Source organism: Hydrogenophaga sp. L99, from assembly GCF_058731905.1.
Map to the genome: position 1 here is coordinate 2,533,702 of NZ_CM178972.1, position 18,796 is coordinate 2,552,497.

14 protein-coding genes are annotated in these 18,796 nt (G+C 65.2%); 4 read left to right on the top strand and 10 right to left on the bottom strand.

Annotated elements, in window-relative coordinates; genetic code table 11:
- Nucleotides 1–73 precede the first annotated feature (73 nt).
- Both AC4QBL_RS12080 and AC4QBL_RS12085 read right to left on the bottom strand, forming a co-directional pair.
- The gene (locus AC4QBL_RS12080) at nt 74–2,503 is read right to left on the bottom strand and encodes a penicillin acylase family protein (protein WP_472901084.1); all 2,430 of its coding nucleotides are present in this window, start codon (nt 2,501–2,503) and stop codon (nt 74–76) included.
- A gap of 75 nt (nt 2,504–2,578) precedes the next feature.
- Nucleotides 2,579–2,998, bottom strand: coding sequence for an Lrp/AsnC family transcriptional regulator (locus AC4QBL_RS12085; RefSeq protein WP_472901085.1), 420 nt, complete (start codon nt 2,996–2,998; stop codon nt 2,579–2,581).
- Between the two features lie 141 nt (nt 2,999–3,139).
- Between AC4QBL_RS12085 and ocd the strand changes: the two genes are divergently transcribed.
- A complete protein-coding gene (gene ocd / locus AC4QBL_RS12090) occupies nt 3,140–4,234 on the top strand; it encodes an ornithine cyclodeaminase (protein ID WP_472901086.1) in 1,095 nt (364 codons plus the stop codon).
- Nucleotides 4,235–4,242: 8 nt separating this feature from the next.
- Here the strand turns inward: ocd and AC4QBL_RS12095 are convergent, their stop codons facing one another.
- Nucleotides 4,243–5,346, bottom strand: a complete 1,104-nt coding sequence (locus AC4QBL_RS12095; RefSeq protein ID WP_472901087.1) for an ABC transporter substrate-binding protein — start codon at nt 5,344–5,346, stop codon at nt 4,243–4,245.
- Between the two features lie 127 nt (nt 5,347–5,473).
- Here AC4QBL_RS12095 and AC4QBL_RS12100 point away from each other — a divergent pair, with 127 nt between their 5' ends.
- Nucleotides 5,474–8,326 (top strand): ATP-binding protein, encoded by a 2,853-nt coding sequence (locus AC4QBL_RS12100; protein ID WP_472901088.1) that lies wholly within the window; start codon nt 5,474–5,476, stop codon nt 8,324–8,326.
- 34 nt (nt 8,327–8,360) lie between these two features.
- On the opposite strand, the gene AC4QBL_RS12105 is transcribed toward AC4QBL_RS12100, so the two are convergent.
- From AC4QBL_RS12105 to AC4QBL_RS12125, 5 genes are all read right to left on the bottom strand, one after another.
- Entirely contained in the window at nt 8,361–8,672 is a 312-nt protein-coding gene (locus AC4QBL_RS12105; protein ID WP_472901089.1) for a hypothetical protein, read from the bottom strand.
- 19 nt (nt 8,673–8,691) lie between these two features.
- Nucleotides 8,692–11,049, bottom strand: a complete 2,358-nt coding sequence (locus AC4QBL_RS12110; RefSeq protein WP_472907777.1) for a nitric oxide reductase activation protein NorD — start codon at nt 11,047–11,049, stop codon at nt 8,692–8,694.
- Nucleotides 11,050–11,055: 6 nt separating this feature from the next.
- Nucleotides 11,056–11,859, bottom strand: a complete 804-nt coding sequence (locus AC4QBL_RS12115; RefSeq protein ID WP_472907778.1) for a CbbQ/NirQ/NorQ/GpvN family protein — start codon at nt 11,857–11,859, stop codon at nt 11,056–11,058.
- Between the two features lie 271 nt (nt 11,860–12,130).
- Nucleotides 12,131–12,484, bottom strand: a complete 354-nt coding sequence (locus AC4QBL_RS12120) for a ribulose bisphosphate carboxylase small subunit (protein ID WP_472901092.1) — start codon at nt 12,482–12,484, stop codon at nt 12,131–12,133.
- Nucleotides 12,485–12,524: 40 nt separating this feature from the next.
- Nucleotides 12,525–13,946 carry a form I ribulose bisphosphate carboxylase large subunit gene (locus AC4QBL_RS12125; protein WP_472901093.1) on the bottom strand — a complete coding sequence of 474 codons (1,422 nt, stop codon included), beginning with the start codon at nt 13,944–13,946 and terminating at the stop codon, nt 12,525–12,527.
- Between the two features lie 183 nt (nt 13,947–14,129).
- On the opposite strand from AC4QBL_RS12125, the gene AC4QBL_RS12130 reads away from it, so the two are divergent.
- The gene (locus tag AC4QBL_RS12130) at nt 14,130–15,035 is read left to right on the top strand and encodes a LysR family transcriptional regulator (protein WP_472907779.1); all 906 of its coding nucleotides are present in this window, start codon (nt 14,130–14,132) and stop codon (nt 15,033–15,035) included.
- Between the two features lie 5 nt (nt 15,036–15,040).
- Here AC4QBL_RS12130 and AC4QBL_RS12135 read toward each other — a convergent pair whose 3' ends face one another.
- Nucleotides 15,041–16,342: a hemolysin family protein gene (locus AC4QBL_RS12135; RefSeq protein WP_472901095.1), complete on the bottom strand. Its 1,302-nt coding sequence runs from the start codon at nt 16,340–16,342 to the stop codon at nt 15,041–15,043.
- Between the two features lie 9 nt (nt 16,343–16,351).
- On the opposite strand from AC4QBL_RS12135, the gene AC4QBL_RS12140 reads away from it, so the two are divergent.
- Nucleotides 16,352–17,188, top strand: coding sequence for a symmetrical bis(5'-nucleosyl)-tetraphosphatase (locus tag AC4QBL_RS12140; RefSeq protein WP_472907780.1), 837 nt, complete (start codon nt 16,352–16,354; stop codon nt 17,186–17,188).
- A 28-nt stretch (nt 17,189–17,216) separates the two neighbouring features.
- Here AC4QBL_RS12140 and AC4QBL_RS12145 read toward each other — a convergent pair whose 3' ends face one another.
- On the bottom strand, nt 17,217–18,776 hold the full coding sequence (locus AC4QBL_RS12145) for a DEAD/DEAH box helicase (RefSeq protein ID WP_472907781.1): 1,560 nt from the start codon (nt 18,774–18,776) through the stop codon (nt 17,217–17,219).
- Nucleotides 18,777–18,796: the final 20 nt, after the last annotated feature.

An 18,796-nucleotide genomic window follows, 5' to 3' on the forward strand; every position in this document is an offset into this window, starting at 1 on the left:
CGGCTTCCTGCTGGCAAAAAACTGCTTGCTCCCGCCCGGAGCACAACGGCTCAAACCGCGCCACGACTAAAACTCAAGGCACCAACACAGCCCGCGCCACCGCGTTTGCCTCCACCTGCACGGGGTTGAACCACCACGCGGTGCGCTGGCCCGCTGCCCACAGGCGGGCCTGGTCGTTTTGGTGGGGTTGGAAGTGGCGTTCGCTCACGCCGCCGGCGAGCACGGCTTCTATTTTGTCGGGGTCGCCGAAGTCCACCACCAGCTGCATGGACGCGAAGAACTTGGTGTCGAACGGGGCCATGAAGTCGTACACGCCGCGGTTCAGGGTTTCGCCGCTGCCCGATTTGTCGAACGCAAAGCCGCCCACCAGCTCTTGGCCGGCGCCTTTGCGGCGCAGCGGGCTCACAAAGGCGAGCCGATGCGAGCGGCCCCATTGCCATTGCGACACGTCTTTGCCTTGCTGCGCTTCCAGCGTGGCGCGGGCGCGGGGGGCGGCGCTGCGGATCACGTCGGCCAAGGTTTCCTGCCGGTCGGGGGTGCTCACGTCGTCAAACCATTTCGCCTTGGGCGTGGCCACCAGGGCGGCAAAGCGCTGTTGCCAAAAATACCAGCTGGACATCATGTCGCCCGCGGTGTCGGCGCCGAGTTCGTCCACAAAGGTGCCCAGCGCCACTTCGCGGTAGAGCGCCTGGTACACCAGCGGGGCGGCGTCGGTGGCGCGGTCCACGCCGTCCCAGGCAGCGAGCAGCGCGGCCAGGTCGGCGTGGGCGGGGTCGTTTTGCAGGGCGGCCACCAGCAGCGGGCGCAACACGTCGCTTTGCAGGTTGCGGTCGTCGCGCATCAGGGCCCAGTGGTCGTCCACCCGCATTTGGGTGGCGCTGCCCAGCACCTGGCCCATGCGCTGGTAGCGGTAGTCGGGCGCCACGTAGTTGGTGTAATACCAAGGGAAGCCTTCGGGGCGGGTGTCGTGGTTGGCGGTGCCCACCCAGGCGCGTGCGGGGTTCAGCTGGCCGGGCATGCGGTCTTTGGGGATGAAGCCAATCCAGTCGTCGCCGCCGTCGGCCGGCGGCAGGCGGGGCGCGCTGCCGTCGGCCCCGGCGCGCAGGGGCACGGCGCCGCTGGCGCGGTGTCCTATGGCGCCTTGCGCGTCGGCAAACACGAAGTTGAACATCATGAGGTCGATTTTTTGCACCTCGGCGTCAAAGGCGGCGGCGTTGGGCGCGGTCAAGAAGCCTTCCACGCCGATGACCGGGCCCAGCACTTCGGCGTCGGTAGAGCGCAGCACCAGGAGCTTGTCGCCCTTGGGGCCCAGGCCGGGGTGGTCGCTGATGACGGGGCCGCGCCGGGTGCTGCGAACGGTGAGTGTGTGCTCACGCACGCCGCCGGGGGCTGCGCTGTCTTTCACGCGAATGACCTCGCTCACGGTGCCAAAGGGCACGCTGCGCCCACCGTCCAGGTAGTGCTGGGGGTTGGCCGGGTCCCGCGTTTCAATGTAGAGGTCTTGCACGTCGCCGTAGGCGTTGGTCACGCCAAAGGCCACATGCTGCGTGCGGCCCACCAGGATGCCGGGCACGCCGGGCAGCGCTGCGCCCACGGCCTGTATGCCGGGCGCGAACAGGCCCACGGGGTGCCACATGCCGGGCAAGATGCGGTTGTCCAGGTGCGGGTCGTTGGCCAGCATGGCCTGGCCCGAGGCGCTGCGCGACGGGCCCACGGCCCAGTTGTTGGAGCCCAGGCCTTGGTGGTTCAGGGTGTCGGGGCGCACCAGCAGGTGGTCCCAATCCAGGCCGAGCGCTGCGGTCTGCTCGGCGGCAGGCTTTGGCGCTGCGGTCTGGCGCTGCAGGCTGGTGGCGGGCCAGTCGGGGTTGCTCAGCAGCGGAAACAGTTCGCGGGCGCGGTCTTCGCCCAGCTGGTCGATCAGCTTCTGCGCCACCACCTCGGTTTTGAAGTTGGTGGCATGGGTGTAGTGCACAAAATGCACCAGCGTGACCAGGTCGGCCACACCCCAGGGCCTGGGCACCAGCCCAGCAATGCGCAGCTCGACCGGATGGTCGGCGGTGTGGTCTTGCACATAGGCGTTCACGCCGTCCACATAGGGCTGCAAAAACGCGCGGGTTTCGGGCGAAATGCGCTGGGCGTGGCGTTCGCCGTTGCGGGCAATGCCCAGCACGCGCATGCGGATGTCGCTGGGCAGCGCGGCTTCACCAAAGCTGGCGGCCAGCTCGCCGCGCCAGGTGGCGCGGTACAGCTCCATTTGCATCAGCCGGTGCTGCGCGGTGACGAAACCCTGGGCGCGAAACAGGTCGGGCGTGTTGGCCGCAAAGATGTAGGGCACGCCGTGGCCGTCGCGCAGCACCTTCACCGGTGCGGTCAGGCCGCTGAGCTTCAACTCGCCGCCCACCTGCGCGCGGCCGGAAGCGCGCAGCAAACCGTAGGCGGCCAGCGCAGCCAGCAAGGCCAGCACCAGCACAGCCACCACCAGCCATTTCAGGGTTCGGACCACGGCGTCTCCTCGTTGTGTTGTGAAGGCAAATGGTACCCGTGGGCCTGGGTGGGCGGTGTCACGGGGCAGCCATTTTCAGCGGTAGCTGGCCAGGTGGATGCTGGTTTCGGTGCCGCGAATGCCGCTGATCAGCCGCACGCGCTCCAGCACGTCCGACAGTTCTTTCATGCTGCCCACCTCCAGCTCGGCCAGCAGGTCCCAGCGGCCGTTGGTGTCGTGCAGGGCGGCCACACCGGGCTCGCCCAGCAGGCTGGCAATCACCAGGCGGGTCTGGTTGCCTTCGACCTGCACACCCATCCAGGCGCGTATACGTTCGGGCTGTGCTTCGGGCCGCAGGCGCACGGTGTAGCCCACGATCACCTGCGTGTCTTCCAGCTTGCGCAGCCGGTTGGTGACGGTGCCGCGCGACACCTTGAGCTTGTGCGCGAGGTCGGCCACCGAGAGCCGGGCGTCTTGCCGCAGCAGGGCAATGAGTTGCTGATCGAGCTGGTCCATGGTCAAAACGCCATCCAAGGTTGCCGAAATGCTTGATTTTCTGTCATTTCAATACCTTTTTGGCGATTTTCATTGCCGCGCCACCCCGGCAAACTGCTTGCACAGTTTGGCGAACCCACGCCAGCCCCCCAAGAGACGACCATGAACAACACCGCACTGACCCGATTCAAAGACACTGGCACCCTGTACCTGAGCGCGCCCGAAGCCGCCGAGCTGGTGCGCCGGCTGGGCCTGCCGCACTGCCTGCAACACATGGCCGAGCACATACGCGCCGACTTTCTGCGCTGGGCCGACTTCGACAAAAGCGCCCGCGTGGCGGCCCATTCCAAAGACGGCGTCATCGAGCTCATGCCCGTGGCGGACGACCACCGCTACAGCTTCAAATATGTGAACGGGCACCCGGGCAACACGCGCTTGGGGCTTTCCACCGTGATGGCCTTCGGTGTGCTGGCCGACGTGGACACCGGCGCACCGCTCTTCCTGAGCGAGCTCACGCTCACCACCGCGCTGCGCACCGCCGCCATGTCGGCCCTGGCCGCCAAAACCCTGGCCCGGCCTGAAAGCCGCGTGATGGCGCTGATTGGCAACGGCGCGCAAAGCGAGTTTCAGGCGCTGGCTTTTCAGCACCTGGTGGGCATCACCACCCTGCGGGTGTTTGACGTGGACCCTGCCGCCAGCGCCAAGCTGGTGGCCAACCTGCAAGGCAGCGGGCTGCGCATTACCGTGTGCCCAAGCACGGCCGAAGCCGTGCGCGGGGCTGACATCGTGACCACCGTGACCGCCGACAAGGCGATGGCCCTGATCTTGACACCCGAAATGTTGGAGCCCGGCATGCACCTGAATGCCGTGGGCGGCGATTGCCCGGGCAAGACCGAGCTGCACGGCGCCATATTGGACGCAGCCAAGGTGTTTGTGGAATACGAGCCGCAGTCGCGCGTGGAAGGCGAAATACAGCACAAGCCCGCAGACTTTGCCGTGACCGAACTCTGGCAGGTGTTGCGCGGTGAAAAGCCCGGGCGCGACCACGCTGCCCAAGTGACGGTGTTTGACTCGGTGGGCTTCGCGCTGGAAGATTTTTCAGCCCTGCGCTTCATGATGGACAGCGCCACCCGCCTGGGCATGGGCGAGCGCATGGCGCTGATTCCGCAGCTGGCAGACCCGAAGAATTTGTTTGGCCTGCTGGGCGCTACCGCGCCGGTGGCCTTGGCCGCGCACGCGAGGCGCCTCGCGGCCTGAGGCAACGCTTACTGGATTTTTTGGTAACGGCCGTCGCGAATTTCGGTGAAAAACACCTTGCGCTGGGTGTCGCCGTTGGCGTCAAAAACCATTTCTTGCTGCAGGCCGGTGAAAGGGCTGCTGCGCAGCGCAGCAGATTTCACGGTTTCGCCCTTCTGGCGGTTTTTCAGCGCCTGCAGCACCACGGTGGCCGCGTCGTAGGCCGACACCGAGCTGTAACCCGGGTTGCGCTGGAAGCGCTTGAAATAGGCTTCGCTGAACGCTTTGAAACGCTCTGAGGTGTCATCGCGGTCGTAGTTTTGCACGATCAGCAGGCCTTCCACCACCGGGCCACCCAGCTCGATGAGCTGCTCGGTCGAAGCCCATTCAGCCGCGCCAATGGGCAGCGTGGGCGCGAGTTTGCGGGACTGCTGGGCAAAGCGGGCCACGTCCAGCGCACCCGAAATGAAGAACAGGCTGTCGGGATTGACGACCAGCATGTTTCGCACCACGACGTCAAAGTCGGTGTCGATGCCTGAGGCATAGGGCACCTCTGCGGCCAGCTCGGCGCCCAGGGCGTTTGCCGCGGTCCGGAATTCGGTGAGCCAGGATTCGGTGAAGTTTTTGTTGCGCGTGTCATAGGCCACGGCCACACGCTTCTGGCCCATGCCCACCATCACTTGCGCGTAGTCGCGGGCGTTGTCACGGGTGGTGCGGTTGATGCGAAACAGGTTGTCGTCTTTGCCGTAGAAGTCCATCGAGGTGATGGTGGGGCTGACCTGAAAAATGCCCGCAGCGCCGGTGATGGGCACGATCACCTGGGCCATGCTGCTGGTGAACGGCCCGACCACCGCTTCCACCTGCGCTGCCACCAGCTCTTCAGACGACTTGGCTGCCACAGCCTTGTCCTGGGCATCGTCTTTGGGCAGCAGCTCGACCAGCCGCCCGTCCACACCGCCCGCGCGGTTGAACTGTTCCACCGCCAAGATCACGCCATTCAGGCCGGACTGGCCGTTGTCCGAGTTGCGATCGGTCAGGCCGCCAATGAACCCGATTTTGATGGGCGGCGGTGGGCTGCAAGCGCCCAACAACAAAGAACCTGCCAGAAGCAAAAAAAGAGGCAATTTTTTCATATTTGTACCGATAAACAAGGGATGAAATCCCATTCGTCGAAAGAGCACCCGAGAACGGGTCTGCTGAGCAGCCACCACAAAAGCCCTTCAGCGCCTGAAAGCGCGCGGTGCAACCGCCTAGAGCGCCATGTCTGACCACGATCCGATATCGACCTTTCCGGAAGAAACTGAAACGCTGTACAGCCGCTCTCTGGCGAGCCAATGGCGCCGGCGCTGGACTGGGTCTCTGCGCTTTCGGCTGCTCGCGCTCGGCCTCATGCCGCTGCTGGTGGCGTTTCCGCTGGTGATTGCAGCGCTGGTGGTGCTGGGTGGCCAGCGGGCCCAGGCGCTGCTGGAGTCCAACCTGCGCAGCCACCTGGCGGCGAGCCGCAACTACCTGAGCCAGGTGAGGCTGGAAACCGGGGTGCGGGTGACCCAGCTCGCCCGATCTGAGCGCATGCGCGACCTGCTGGCCCCCGACACTCCCCAGGAAATCCGTCAGCGCGCCCTGGCCGCCGCCGCCGAGAGCAGTGGCCTGGACTACCTGCTGCTGGCCATGGCGGACGGGCGCGTACTGGGGGCCAACACACCGGTCGCTGAAGGCGCCCGGTTGCCCGACTCGTTTGTGATCCGGCAGGCCGCCATTGGCGTGGCCAACGCGGCGTATGAGGTATTTGATGCGCAAACGCTGGCCACCTTTTCGGCGGCTTTTCCCGAGGTGGCCCGGGTGCCCCTGGCGCTGCAGGGCGGCAAAGCGGCGGAGTCTGAAACCCGTGGGCTGCTGATCAACGCGGCGGCGCACTTCCCGCTGGGTGTGGACACGCCCGACGCGATCTTGCTGGGCGGCGTGCTGCTCAACCGCAACAACTCGCTGATCGAGCACATGCGGGAGATCATTTACCCGGTGGGCTCGCTGCCCGACGATGCCGAGGGCATCACCGCCATTGCCTTGGGCGGGGTGCATGTGGCCATGAGCCACCAGCGCCAGCAGGGCCACCGGGTGCTGGGCACACCGGTGAATGACGCAGCGTTTTCAGCGGTGATGGAACAAGGCCAGGCGTGGCACAGCCGCCTGGTGCTAGACGGTGCCGAGCACCTGGCGGCCTACGAACCGATCGTTAACGGCGATGGCCAGCGCGTGGGCATGCTGGGCGTGGCGTTTCCGTATGCGCCGTACCAAAACAGCGTCCAGCTGCTGATGTGGATGGTGGGTGCTTTGCTCGCGCTCACCATGCTGGCCATTTCGCTGGCCTTCCTGTTTGCGGGCCAGCAGCTCACGCAGCGGCTGGCCCACATTGGGCAGACCATGTCGGCGGTGCGCCGCGGTAACCGGCACCACCGCGTGGCATCGTCGGTGCACCAGGACGAGCTGGAACAGCTGGCGCGGCACTTCAACGTGTTGCTCGACACCATTGCCACCCAGGACGCCGCGCAGCACCAGGCGCAGCAGACGATTGCGGACGAAGCTTCGCGCCGGCGCGCGTTGTTTGAACACGAGCGCGACGGCGTGGTGATTCTCAACGCCGACGGCACGGTGTTTGAAGCCAACCCCAAGAGCGCGGCCATGCTGGGCTACAGCGGCGAAGAAATGCAAGGCCTGCATGTGAGCGACTGGGACGCCCACTACAGCGCGGCCGAGGTGCGCGCCATCATCCAGACGATGGGGCCCGCCGGCGAGTTTTTGCAAACCGTGCACCGCCGCAAAGACGGCAGCACCTACGACGCCGAGGTGTCGATCAGCCTGGCCACATGGGGTGACAAAACCTTTGTGTTCATGCTGCAACGCGACATTTCAGAACGCAAGGTGGTGGAAGCCGAACTGGAACAGTACCGCCGCGACCTGGAGATTCTGGTGGGGCAGCGCACGCAGGAACTGTTTGACCGCTCGGAACAGCTCAACACCATCTTTGCCCTGAGCCCGGACGGCTTCGTGTCGTTCAACCACCGGCGACAGGTGAACTTTGCCAACGAAGCGTTTTTGCGCATGACGGGCCTGTCCGTGCAGGACGTGGTGGGTCTGAGTGAGGCGGCCTTTGCGGCCCGCATGGGCGGGCTGTGCCGCAGCGCAGAAGACTTCCCCGACATTGCTTCGCTGCGCCAGGCCCAGCAGCGCCAGGAAGACGAACCCGCCAAACACGCACCGAAGGCGCAGCGGCACCAGTTGCTGGAACTCACCGCCGCAGGCAACCGCATGCTGGAGCTGGATGTGCGGGTTTCCGAGTCGGCCAATGTGTCGCTGGTGCTGTATTTCCGCGACGTGACGCACGAAACCGAAGTAGACCGCATGAAGAGCGAGTTTTTGTCCACCGCCGCCCACGAATTGCGCACACCCATGGCGAGCATTTACGGGTTTTCCGAGCTGCTGCTGGCGCGCAAATTCAGCGAAGAACAGCGCCGCGATCTGCTGGAAACCATATCGCGCCAGGCCACCCGCATGTCCACCATCATCGACGAGCTGCTGGACCTGGCCCGCATTGAAGCCCGCCAGGGCAAAGACTTTGTGCTGGCCACGCTGCCGCTGCAGGCGCTGGTGAAACAGGTGCTGGGCGACTACAACCCGCCCACCGGCCGAACCGCGCCCAGCCTGGACGCGGGCCACCACCCGCTGCAGGTGCGCGCCGACAGCGACAAGCTGCAACAGGCGTTGCTCAACGTGGTGTCCAACGCCTACAAATACTCGCCCGAAGGGGGCGAGGTGCAGGTGCGGTGCCTGTGGGACGAAGCAGGCCAGCGCGCCGGCGTTGAGATCAGCGACCAGGGCCTGGGCATGACACCCGAGCAGGTGGCGCGCTTGTTTGAGCGCTTTTACAGGGCCGATACCTCAGGCCAGATCCCCGGCACGGGGCTGGGCATGAGCATCGTGAAAGAAATTGTGGAACTGCACGGCGGGCAGATCGATGTGCGCAGCGCCCACGGCCAGGGCACCACCATCACCCTGTGGCTCCCTGTGTGGAACAGCGCCACAGCACACAGCGAAGACACGGAGCCAGCAACCGCGTGAGCGGCTGCCGCGCCCAAAGCCACGCTCAGCCTCTTCAGTCGTCGTCGCCCAGCTCGGCGCTCCAGCCGGCGGCCTTGGCGCGTTGCACGGCGCCGGCGTGGATGCGGGCATGGCGCTCGGCCAGTTCGGGCGGCAGGCGGCTGGGCAACTGGCCGTAAGGCTCCCAGGCCTGGTGCACGGCCTCGAACAGGTTTTGCATGTCGCCTGCGCTTTTGCCGGCAAAGCCATCGCCCTCGGGCAGCACGCCAAACACCCAGGCGTCTCGGATGATGCGTCCGGTCATGGTCATGCCGTGGTTTTCTTCGTGGTCCATGCCAGCGTAGCTGTGGGTGCGGGTGTGAATCATGGCAAGGGGTGCTTTCAGGTTATCGGGTGAGGCCAGCATAAAGCACCGGCAGTTTCTCGGGCAGGCGTTCCACCTTGTCCACCACCATGTAATGCCGCTCGCCAAAGATGCGGCGCACATACTGGTCGGCGCGCGGGTCCAGGCTCATGCAGTAGGTCATCACGCCGTTTCGCCCCGCTTCTTCCACCGCCTTCTTGGTGTCGTGCCGCAGGTACTGCGGGTCGCGCACGTCCACGTCGGCCGGTTCGCCGTCGGTGATGACGAGCAGCAGTTTCTTGCTGCTGCGCTGCGCCTTGAGCGCGGCCGCGGCGTGGCGGATGGCCGCGCCCATGCGGGTGGACAGCTGCCCTTCCATGCCGGCCAGGCGCGCCTTGGCCAGGTCGTCGTAGGGCTGGTCAAAGTCCTTGAAGCGCCAGTAGTTCACGTCGTGCCGGCCGTCGGAGCAGAAGCCGTGGATGGCGAACGGGTCGCCCACCTTCTGGATCGCGTCGGCCAGCAGCGCGCAGGCGGAGCGCGTGAGTTCCAGCACCGTGTGCTCCTGCCCGGTCACCTTGTCGTTCGTCGACTGGGACAGGTCAAGCAGCACCAGCACCGAGATGTCGCGCGTCTTGCGCACGCTGCGCATCATGATGCGCGGGTCGGGCTGGCGGCCCATGCGCTGGTCGATCACCGAGGCCAGCGCGGCATTCAGATCAATCTCGTCACCGTCTTCCAGTTTGCGGATGCGCTGCACGCCCTGCGGCTGCATGGCGTCCAAGATGTACTTCATGCGGCCGGTCAGGCGCCGGTGTTCGGCCAGGATCGCGTCGATCACCGCCGCGTCGCCAGCCTTGGGGCGGCGCTCCTGCACCGTGGCCCAGGCCGGGCGTTCGAGCTGGATCATGTGGTCCCACTCGCCGTAGTGCACCGGCGGCAGAACCGGCTCGCGGCCTTCGCTCTGATTGAACGACACGCCCAGGTCTTCGTAGGGAAACAGCTCGGTGCCCAGCACCCAGATTTCCTGTGCGTCGTCGCCCGCGCCCTCCACCTCCAGCTCGTTGACGAACTCCATCAGGTTGACCTGCTTGCGCACCTGCTGCGGCGGCTCGTAGCCGGCTGCAATCGATCGCTCAAAGTCGAAACCGTCGAAAGCCCAAAAGTAGCGGTTGTCGTCGCGGTAGGCAGCCGTCTGCAGGTCCGTGCGCGGCTGGAAGGCTGGCCCCTGTGTGAGCTCGCGGTAGCTGTGCGCCAGCTGCACGCCAATGTCCCACGACACGGTGTTGTCGTGCGGATCGGCCTGCATGCGCGGCAGCGCCTCGGCCAGCAGCGTGCGGCCCTGGGCGATCCAGGGATGCGCGTCTTCGTACGCAGGGTCGAGCAAGGCGCGCGCCAGGCGGTTGAGCCAGTCACCAGCGGTCTTGTCTTCTGTGGCTTGCACGGTGTGCAACTGCGCCCAGAGCGGGCGCAGGCCGGGAAAGCGCGTCAGCGTCAGCGACTCGACCCGCGCATCTTCCACCAGCCCGATCAGCGCCATCTGCCAGGGGTTGAGCGACTCGGCCGAGATCGGCTGGCGGGTGAACACCACGTGCGCCGCGGCGTGGGCGGCGGCGGCGCGGTAGAGCTGTGTCGCGTCCACGGTGCCAGCGTTGCCGTCGACCGCGTCGTAGGCGTCGGGCAGGTGGATGAAGTAGTCCTCGATGAAAGGGCGGTAGCCTTCGCGGCTCTCAAAATCGCCCGCCGTGGGGCGCATGAAGAAGTCGCGCCCCCAGAGCGCGCGCAGGTACATGTTGATGCGCCGCTGCACGTCCACCAGCAGCGTGCCCTTGCGCTCTTTCTGCAGCATGGCCAGCGACTCTTTCGACTGCAGACCGAAGTAGGCGATCTGCTCTTCGTAGTTGGTGCGGTGCGCCTGCGCGCCCCAGGCGGCCCAGCGCCGCAAGCCGCCCAGCGTGAGCTGACCCAACAGCGCGTCGAGCTGGCCCAGCATGGGCCGCAGGCCGCGCGGCGCCTGCGCCACCAGCGTGTTGAGGAACTGCAGGTACTGCATGAACAGCGCACCGTCGGCCAGTCGGCGCGCGGCGGTGGGCGCGGTGGCCAGCACCAGCTCGATCACCGCGCCCGAGGTCTTGGACGCCAGCAGCAGCGCGGTGGTGGCGAGTTCGCCGACCACGTCTTCGCCAATCTCCTGCGCCACCTGCGGCGCGCCGTCGATCCAGGCGTTGACCAGCTCGTGGCCACGGCCCAGCCCGCGCAGCGCGGCGGCGCCTTTGACGTAGTTGTCCAGCCCGCGCGCCGAGAACACCTTGGTCGCGTCCGGCCAGCGGTGCGCCAGCAGCTCGCGCGAGGCGGGCTCCAGCTGGTCGGTCCACTCGGCGTGGTCGTGCAGGTGGACGCTCATGGCTCGTCAGAAAAACGTGGCGACGGCGGCATCCAGCGCGTCGCGCATGTCCGGGTCGTCCGTGATCGGGCGCACCAGGGCCACGCGGCAGGCGGCCTGCGCGGCCACGCCCTTGGCGATCAGGCTGCCCGCGTAGATCAGCATGCGGGTGGAAATGCCTTCGTCCAGGCCATGGCCCTTGAGGTTGCGCGCACGCTCGGCGATGCCGACGAGCTTGCCCGCCACGTCCAGACTCACGCCGGTTTCGTGGGCCACGATCTCGGCCTCGACGGCGTGTTCGGGGTAGTTGAAATCCAGTGCGCCGAAGCGCTGTTTGGTGGACTGCTTCAGGTCCTTCATCAGGCTCTGGTAGCCCGGGTTGTAGGAGATGACGATCTGGAAGTCCGGGTGCGCCTTGACGAGTTCGCCCTTTTTTTCCAGCGGCAGCACGCGGCGGTTGTCGGTCAGCGGGTGGATGACCACGGTGGTGTCCTGCCGCGCTTCAACCACTTCGTCGAGGTAACAGATGGCTCCCAATCGTGCGGCCATGGCGAGCGGGCCGTCTTGCCAGCGGGTGCCTTGCGCGTCGAGCAAGAAACGGCCAACCAGGTCGGAAGCCGTCATGTCTTCGTTGCAGGCCACGGTGATGAGCGGCTTGTTGAGCTTCCAGGCCATGTACTCGACGAAGCGCGTCTTGCCGCAGCCGGTGGGGCCCTTGAGCATCATGGGCATGCGCACCGAGTAGGCGGCATCAAACAGCTCGACCTCGTCGGCCACCGGGCGGTAATAGGGTTGCTGTGCGACGCGGTAGGCGTCGAGGGTGTCGCTCATGTTCGTCTCCGTTGCTTCTCGTTCGCCTACACCGCGTGGCACGGCGCGGCCGACTCCGTTCGTGTCCCCCGCCGGCCTGCGGCCGGCTCCTCCTTTACCTCACTGCGTCAGCCATCCCGCGCCACGCTCACGAGCACTCAGCAGAAAAGACATTCCAGCCAAACGTCCGGAGCGCGTGCAGTGACCAGAGATGCCGTGGAACTGGCTCCGCCAGGCCACAGGCATCGCCCCCTGGGGGGTGACGCCGCAGGCGGCGCGGGGGGATCACCAATCAGACAGTCTTCCCGCGGAAGATCACCATGCTCGCACCCTGCGACTGCTTGAAGTTGTCGTAGCCAATCAGGCGAATGTGGTTGTCCGGGTTCGCTTTGCGGCAGGCTTCGCATTCGGCCAGCACCACGTCCACGTCGGTCTCGCCAAACATGGGCAGCTTCCACATGTACCAGTAGGAGTCCATCAGGTACTGCGGCTCGATGTGCTCAATGGCCGGGTTCAATCCCTTTTTCACCAGGTATTGCACCTGCTTGCGGATTTCCTCGGTGGTCATCGCGGGCAGGTACGAAAAGGTCTCGAACTTGCGGCTGGCCGGGTCGGAGAGGCGGGAGTTGTAGTCTTGCATGCTCATGGTGTGTGTCCTTTAAAAAATGGGGCTGCGTCCGACAGGTTCACTTGTGAGCGATGTCGAGCTTGTCCACCGTGTCAAATTCGAACTTGATCTCTTTCCAGGTTTCCATGGCGATCTTGAGTTCGGGCGAGTGTTGGGCGGCGTCCATCAGCACGGTCTTGCCTTCCTTCTCCACCGCCACACCCTCGTTGCGCGCCTTCACGCAAGCTTCCAGTGCCACGCGGTTGGCGGCGGCGCCGGCGGCGTTGCCCCAGGGGTGGCCCAGCGTGCCGCCACCAAACTGCAGCACCGAGTCGTCGCCAAAAATGTTCACCAGTGCGGGCATGTGCCAGACGTGGATGCCGCCCGAAGCGACCGGCATCACGCCAGGCATGGAGCCGAAGTCCTGGTCGAAGAAAATGCCGCGGCTGCGGTCTTCTTTGATGAAGCTGTCGCGCATGATGTCGATCCAGCCCAGCGTGGAGGCGCGGTCGCCTTCGAGCTTGCCCACCACGGTGCCCGAGTGCAGGTGGTCACCGCCCGAGAGGCGCAGCACCTTGGTCAGCACGCGAAAGTGGATGCCGTGGTGCGGGTTGCGGTCGAGCACGGCGTGCATGGCGCGGTGGATGTGCAGCAGCATGCCGTTGTCGCGGCACCAGTTGGCCAGGCCGGTGTTGGCGCACAGGCCACCGGTCAGGTAGTCGTGCATGATGATCGGCGAGCCCAGTTCCTTGGCGTATTCGGCGCGCTTGTACATCTCTTCGGGCGTGGGCGCGGTCACGTTGAGGTAGTGGCCCTTGCGCTCGCCGGTCTCGCGCTCGGCCTTTTCGATGGCTTCCTGCACGAAGTCGAAACGCTGGCGCCAGCGCATGAAGGGTTGCGAGTTGACGTTCTCGTCGTCCTTGGTGAAGTCCAGGCCACCGCGCAGGCATTCGTACACGGCGCGGCCGTAGTTCTTGCCCGACAGACCCAGCTTGGGCTTGATGGTGCAGCCCAGCAGCGGGCGGCCGTACTTGTTCATGATGTCGCGCTCGACCTGGATGCCGTGGGGTGGGCCACCGCAGGTCTTCACATACGCAATCGGGAAGCGGATGTCTTCCAGACGCAGGGCGCGCAGGGCCTTGAAGCCAAACACGTTGCCCACCAGCGAGGTCAGCACGTTGACCACCGAACCTTCCTCAAACAGGTCGATCGGGTAAGCCACGAAGGCGTAGAAGCAGGTGTCGTCGCCGGGCACGTCTTCGATGCGGTAGGCGCGGCCCTTGTAGTAGTCCAGGTCGGTCAGCAGGTCGGTCCAGACCGTGGTCCAGGTGCCGGTGGACGACTCGGCGGCCACGGCGGCGGCCACTTCTTCGCGGTCCACACCGGGCTGAGGTGTGATCTTGAACACCGCGAGGATGTCGGTGTCTTTCACGGTGTAGTGGGGTTCCCAGTACGTGCTGCGGTATTCCTTGACACCGGCGTTGTAGGTTTTCGTGGCCATGCTTGCTCCTGTTCGGGTGGTTCTGAATGCGGTTCTTCGGCGCTCAACACGCGGGTGAAAGACTTTCGAAGCCCGTCGTTTTGCGTTGAACTGGAGCGGATTGTTGGCCAGCCAGACGATAAATAAAAGTAAAATGTTTAGACCGTTACGTTAGATTTTTATAAATGTATTGGAGCCATCGGTATGCACCTGCGCCACGCCACCTTGCACCAGCTGCGCATATTTCTGGCGGTGGCACGCCACTGCAGTTTTGCGCGTGCGGCCGAAGAGCTGCACCTGTCACCGCCCACGCTGTCGCTGCAGGTCAAGCAGCTGTCGGAAACGGTGGGGCAACCGCTGTTTGAGCAACTGGGGAAAAAAATCTTTTTAACGGCCGCTGGCCAGACCCTGGCCGAGGCCTGCCAGGACATCGAGGGCCGCATGGAACGGCTGTCGCAAGACCTGGCCGCGCTGCAGGGCGTGGAGCGCGGCAGCCTGAAGCTGGCGATTTTGACCACGGTGAAATACACCGTGCCCAAGCTGCTGGGCGGCTTTTGCGCGGCGCACCCTGGCATTGACGTGGCCATGGTGGTGGGCAACCGCGAAAACCTGCTGCAGCGCCTGGCCGCCAACCAGGACGACCTCTACATCATGGGCCAGCCGCCCGAGCAGATGGACGTGGTGTGTGAAGACTTTGCCGACAATCCGCTGGTGCTGGTGGCTCCGCCCAACCACCCGCTGGTGGGCCAAAAGAACCTGTCACCCCAGCGGCTGATGAACGAGCCCTTCATCTTGCGCGAACCCGGTTCGGGCACACGGCTCACGGCCGAGAAATTTTTTGCCGCGCAAGGCGTCACCCTGAAGAACCGGCTCGAAGTCGGCAGCAACGAAGCCATCAAACAAACCGTGGCGGGTGGTCTGGGGCTGGCGGTGCTCTCGGCCACCACGGTGGTGTCAGAACTGGCGCTGGGCGAGCTGGTGCTGCTGGATGTGCAGGGCTTTCCGCTCATCCGGCGCTGGCATGTGGTGTACCCGCGGGGCAAGCGGCTCTCGGCCGCGGCGCTGGCCTTCAAGGCCTGGCTGTTTGAGCACCGCGAGCAACGCGGCTGAACCACTCAATCTGCGGTTGCCTCGGCTTCAGGCAAGCGCGCAATCAGCACCTGGTCGATGCGCCGGCCATCGAGCACCAGCACCTCAAAACGCCAGCCTGCCGCATGGACCTCCTCGCCCTGTTGCAGCAACTCGCCCGCCACGGTCTGCATCAGGCCAGCCACAGTGTTGTAGCGGCCCTTGTCTTCGTCGGGCAGCTCCTCAATGTCCAGGCGCGACTTGAGCTCGGCCACCGGCATGGCCCCGTCCACCAGCCAGGCACCGTCGTCTCGCTGGGTGGCCCAGGCGTCCACCGCGGCCTCGGGTGACAGCTCGCCGGTGATCGCTTCCAGCATGTCCAGCGGGGTCAGCAGACCCTGCACCACGCCGTATTCGTCCACCACAAACACGATGCGGGTGGCGCGCTCACGGAACTGCTCCAGCAGCTCCATGCCGGTCAGGGTTTCGGGCACAAACACGGCCGGCTGCACGTGGCGCATGAGCGGCTCGTTGTCGCCTTCGGCCTGCAAAGCCAACATGCGCGGCAGGTGGATCACGCCCACCACGTCTTCCAGCCCGCCGCGGCACACCGGGTACCACGAATGGCCGGTGGTCCAGGCCTTTTGCACCGCGTCGTCGATGCTGTCCTGCGCGTCCAGCCACTCGATCTCGGAGTGCGGCACCATGATGGACGTGAGCTGGCGGTCGTCGAGCAAGAACACATTGCGCACCATCTGGTGTTCGTGTTCTTCAATGATGCCCGCGTCAACGCCCTCTTCCAGGCTGGCATTGATCTCTTCTTCGGTCACATGCTGCACAGCGTTGCTGTCCACACGCAACAGCTTGAGCATGCCTTGCGTGGTCTGGGTCAGCAGCCACACAAACGGCTTGGCGGCCTTGGCCACAAAGGCCATGGGGCGAGACACCCAGCGCGACACGGTCTCGGGGTAGAGCTGGCCAATGCGCTTGGGCACCAGCTCGCCAAACACAATGGTGATGAAGGTAATGACCACCACCACGATGGCCGTGGCCGTCACGTTGGCCGTGGTGTCTGCCATGCCAAAGGTTTGCAGCCACAGGGCGAGCTTGCCGCTGAAAGCGGCTTCACCCACGATGCCGTTGAGCATGCCGATGGAGGTGATGCCCACCTGCACCGACGACAGAAACTGGGTCGGGTTCTCCAGCAGCTTCAGGGCGGTGATGGACCCCTTGTCACCGGCCTCGGCCATGGCCGCCAGACGCGCCTTGCGGCTGGAGGCCAGCGCCAGCTCGGACATGGCGAAAGCGCCATTGAGCAGCGTGAGAAAAACAATAAGGAGGATGTCCATAATCGGTCGATGGCAATTTACATGATTGGCGATGTGCAGGGCTGCGATGAAGCCCTGGGCCGCCTGCTCGAAACAGTTGATTTTTCACCCAGCCGCGACACGCTGTACCTGCTGGGCGACCTGGTGAACCGGGGCCCGCAGTCGCTGGCGGTGCTGCACCGCTTGATGGCGCTGGAAGGCTCGGCCCACTGCCTGCTGGGCAACCACGACCTGCACCTGCTGGCTACCGCGCACGGTGTGCGCAAGCCGCACCGCAGCGACACGGTGCAAGACATCCTGAACGCACCCGACCGCAGCGCCTTGCTGGACTGGCTGCGACACAGGCCCATGGCGCTGTATGCACACGGCTGGCTCATGGTGCACGCCGGCGTGCTGCCGCAGTGGGATCTGACGCAGACACTGGCACTGGCGGGCGAACTGGAAACCGTGCTGCGCAGCCCCGGTTGGGCCGATTTTTTGACCGGCATGTACGGCAACCAGCCTGACTTTTGGAGCGACAGCCTGCGCGGGGCCGAGCGCCTGCGCGTGATCGTCAACAGCCTCACGCGGTTGCGGTTCTGTTCGGCCCAAGGCGTGATGGAATTTGACGCCAAAGACGGTGCCGACACCGCCCCGCCGGGGTTCATGCCCTGGTTTGACGTGCCTGGACGCCGCACCGCCGGTGTACCGATGGCATTTGGCCACTGGTCCACGCTGGGCGCGGTACAGCGCGAAGGCGTGTTGCCGCTGGACACCGGTTGCGTATGGGGTGGTTGCTTAACGGCAGCGCGTGTTGGCAGTGCACCGGGCAGCTTTGAGCTGCTCTCGGTGCGGTGTGCGCAAGCACGCAAACCAGGCAAGGACTGAAGCGACACCGTGGGCGAGCCTGAAAGGCTCAGCTTTCCTCGGTCGTGCTGGCTACCGGGCTCGGGGCCTGTGCGGGCGCTGCGGCCTCGGGGGCCTGCACCGGTGCCGGTGCACGCTTGAACAGAGCCGCCACTTTCTTGCGGGACTTGATGTTGGGCGACAGGCTGCGTGCCGCAGCCGGCTGTGAGGCTTCCCACGACGGCTTCACGTCGGCACCCACGCTGGGCTCGTAAGGCTTGTCAAACAAGGGATCGGCCGGTGCGCGCGGCGCACGCGGGGCGCGACCAGCCGAGGCCGAGCGCGGGTCAAACTCAGCCCGGCCCCCGCCACGGCCTTCACGCGGTGCGCGGCTTTCACGGGCTGCGCGAATTTCACGGTCTTCGGTGGCTTCCGGCTGCTTCCAGGCGCGCTGACCGTCGTTGAAATGGCCGGCTGGGCGCTTGTCGGCTTCCAACTCCAGCGCTTCGAGTTCCAGTTTTTTGCCCAGCAATTTTTCCAGATCGCCCATCAGACGCGTGTCGCGTGCGCTGACAAACGACACCGCCAGGCCCGAGGCACCCGCGCGGCCGGTGCGGCCAATGCGGTGAACGTAGTCTTCGGCGTTGAACGGAATGTCGAAGTTGAACACCGCCGGCACGTCCTTGATGTCCAGACCGCGCGCGGCCACATCGGTACACACCAGCAAATCCACCGCACCGCTCTTGAAAGCTTCCAGCGCTTTCAGGCGTTCGTCCTGGCTTTTGTCGCCGTGCAGGGCGGTGGTGTTCAGGCCTTCACGTTCCAGCGAACGCGCCAGCCGGGCACAACCCAGCTTGCTGTTGACGAACACAAAGGCCTGCTTGAGACCGCGCTCGCTCAAAATCTTCTTCAGCACGTGACGCTTGTCGTCGTCGTCCACGCGGTAGAAATGCTGTTCCACCGTGGAAGCCGTGGCGTTGGAGCGCGCCACTTCAATGGTCACCGGGTCTTGCAGATAGCTGCCCGCCAGGCGCTTGATTTCGGGCGAAAAAGTGGCCGAAAACAGCAGCGTGGTGCGCTGCTTGGGCAGGTAGCTCAAGATGCGCTGCAGGTCGGGCAAAAAGCCGATGTCGAGCATGCGGTCGGCTTCGTCGAGCACCACATATTCCACCTGGTTCAGCACGCAGTTTTTGGCTTCAATGTGGTCGAGCAAGCGCCCGGGCGTGGCCACCAGCACTTCGACGCCTTTTTTCAGCTCGGCGGTCTGGGGCTTCATGTCCATGCCGCCAAACACCACCGCGCTGCGCAGGTTGGTGTACTTGGCATAGAGCTTCACTTGCTCGGCCACCTGGTCGGCCAGTTCGCGCGTGGGCAAGAGCACCAAAGCGCGCACCGGATGCCGGGCGGGCGAGGTGGAGGCGTTTTCGTGCTTCATCATGCGCTGCAGCAGCGGCAGCGTGAAGGCGGCGGTCTTGCCGGTGCCGGTCTGGGCGGCGCCCATCACGTCACGGCCTTGCAACACCACCGGAATGGCCTGAGCCTGGATCGGCGTCATGTTCTCGTAGCCCATTTCGGCCACGGCACGCTCCAGCGAAGGAGAAAGGGAGAGTTCGGAAAAAGATTGGGTCATTTCTGTATCGGTTAGCCCGC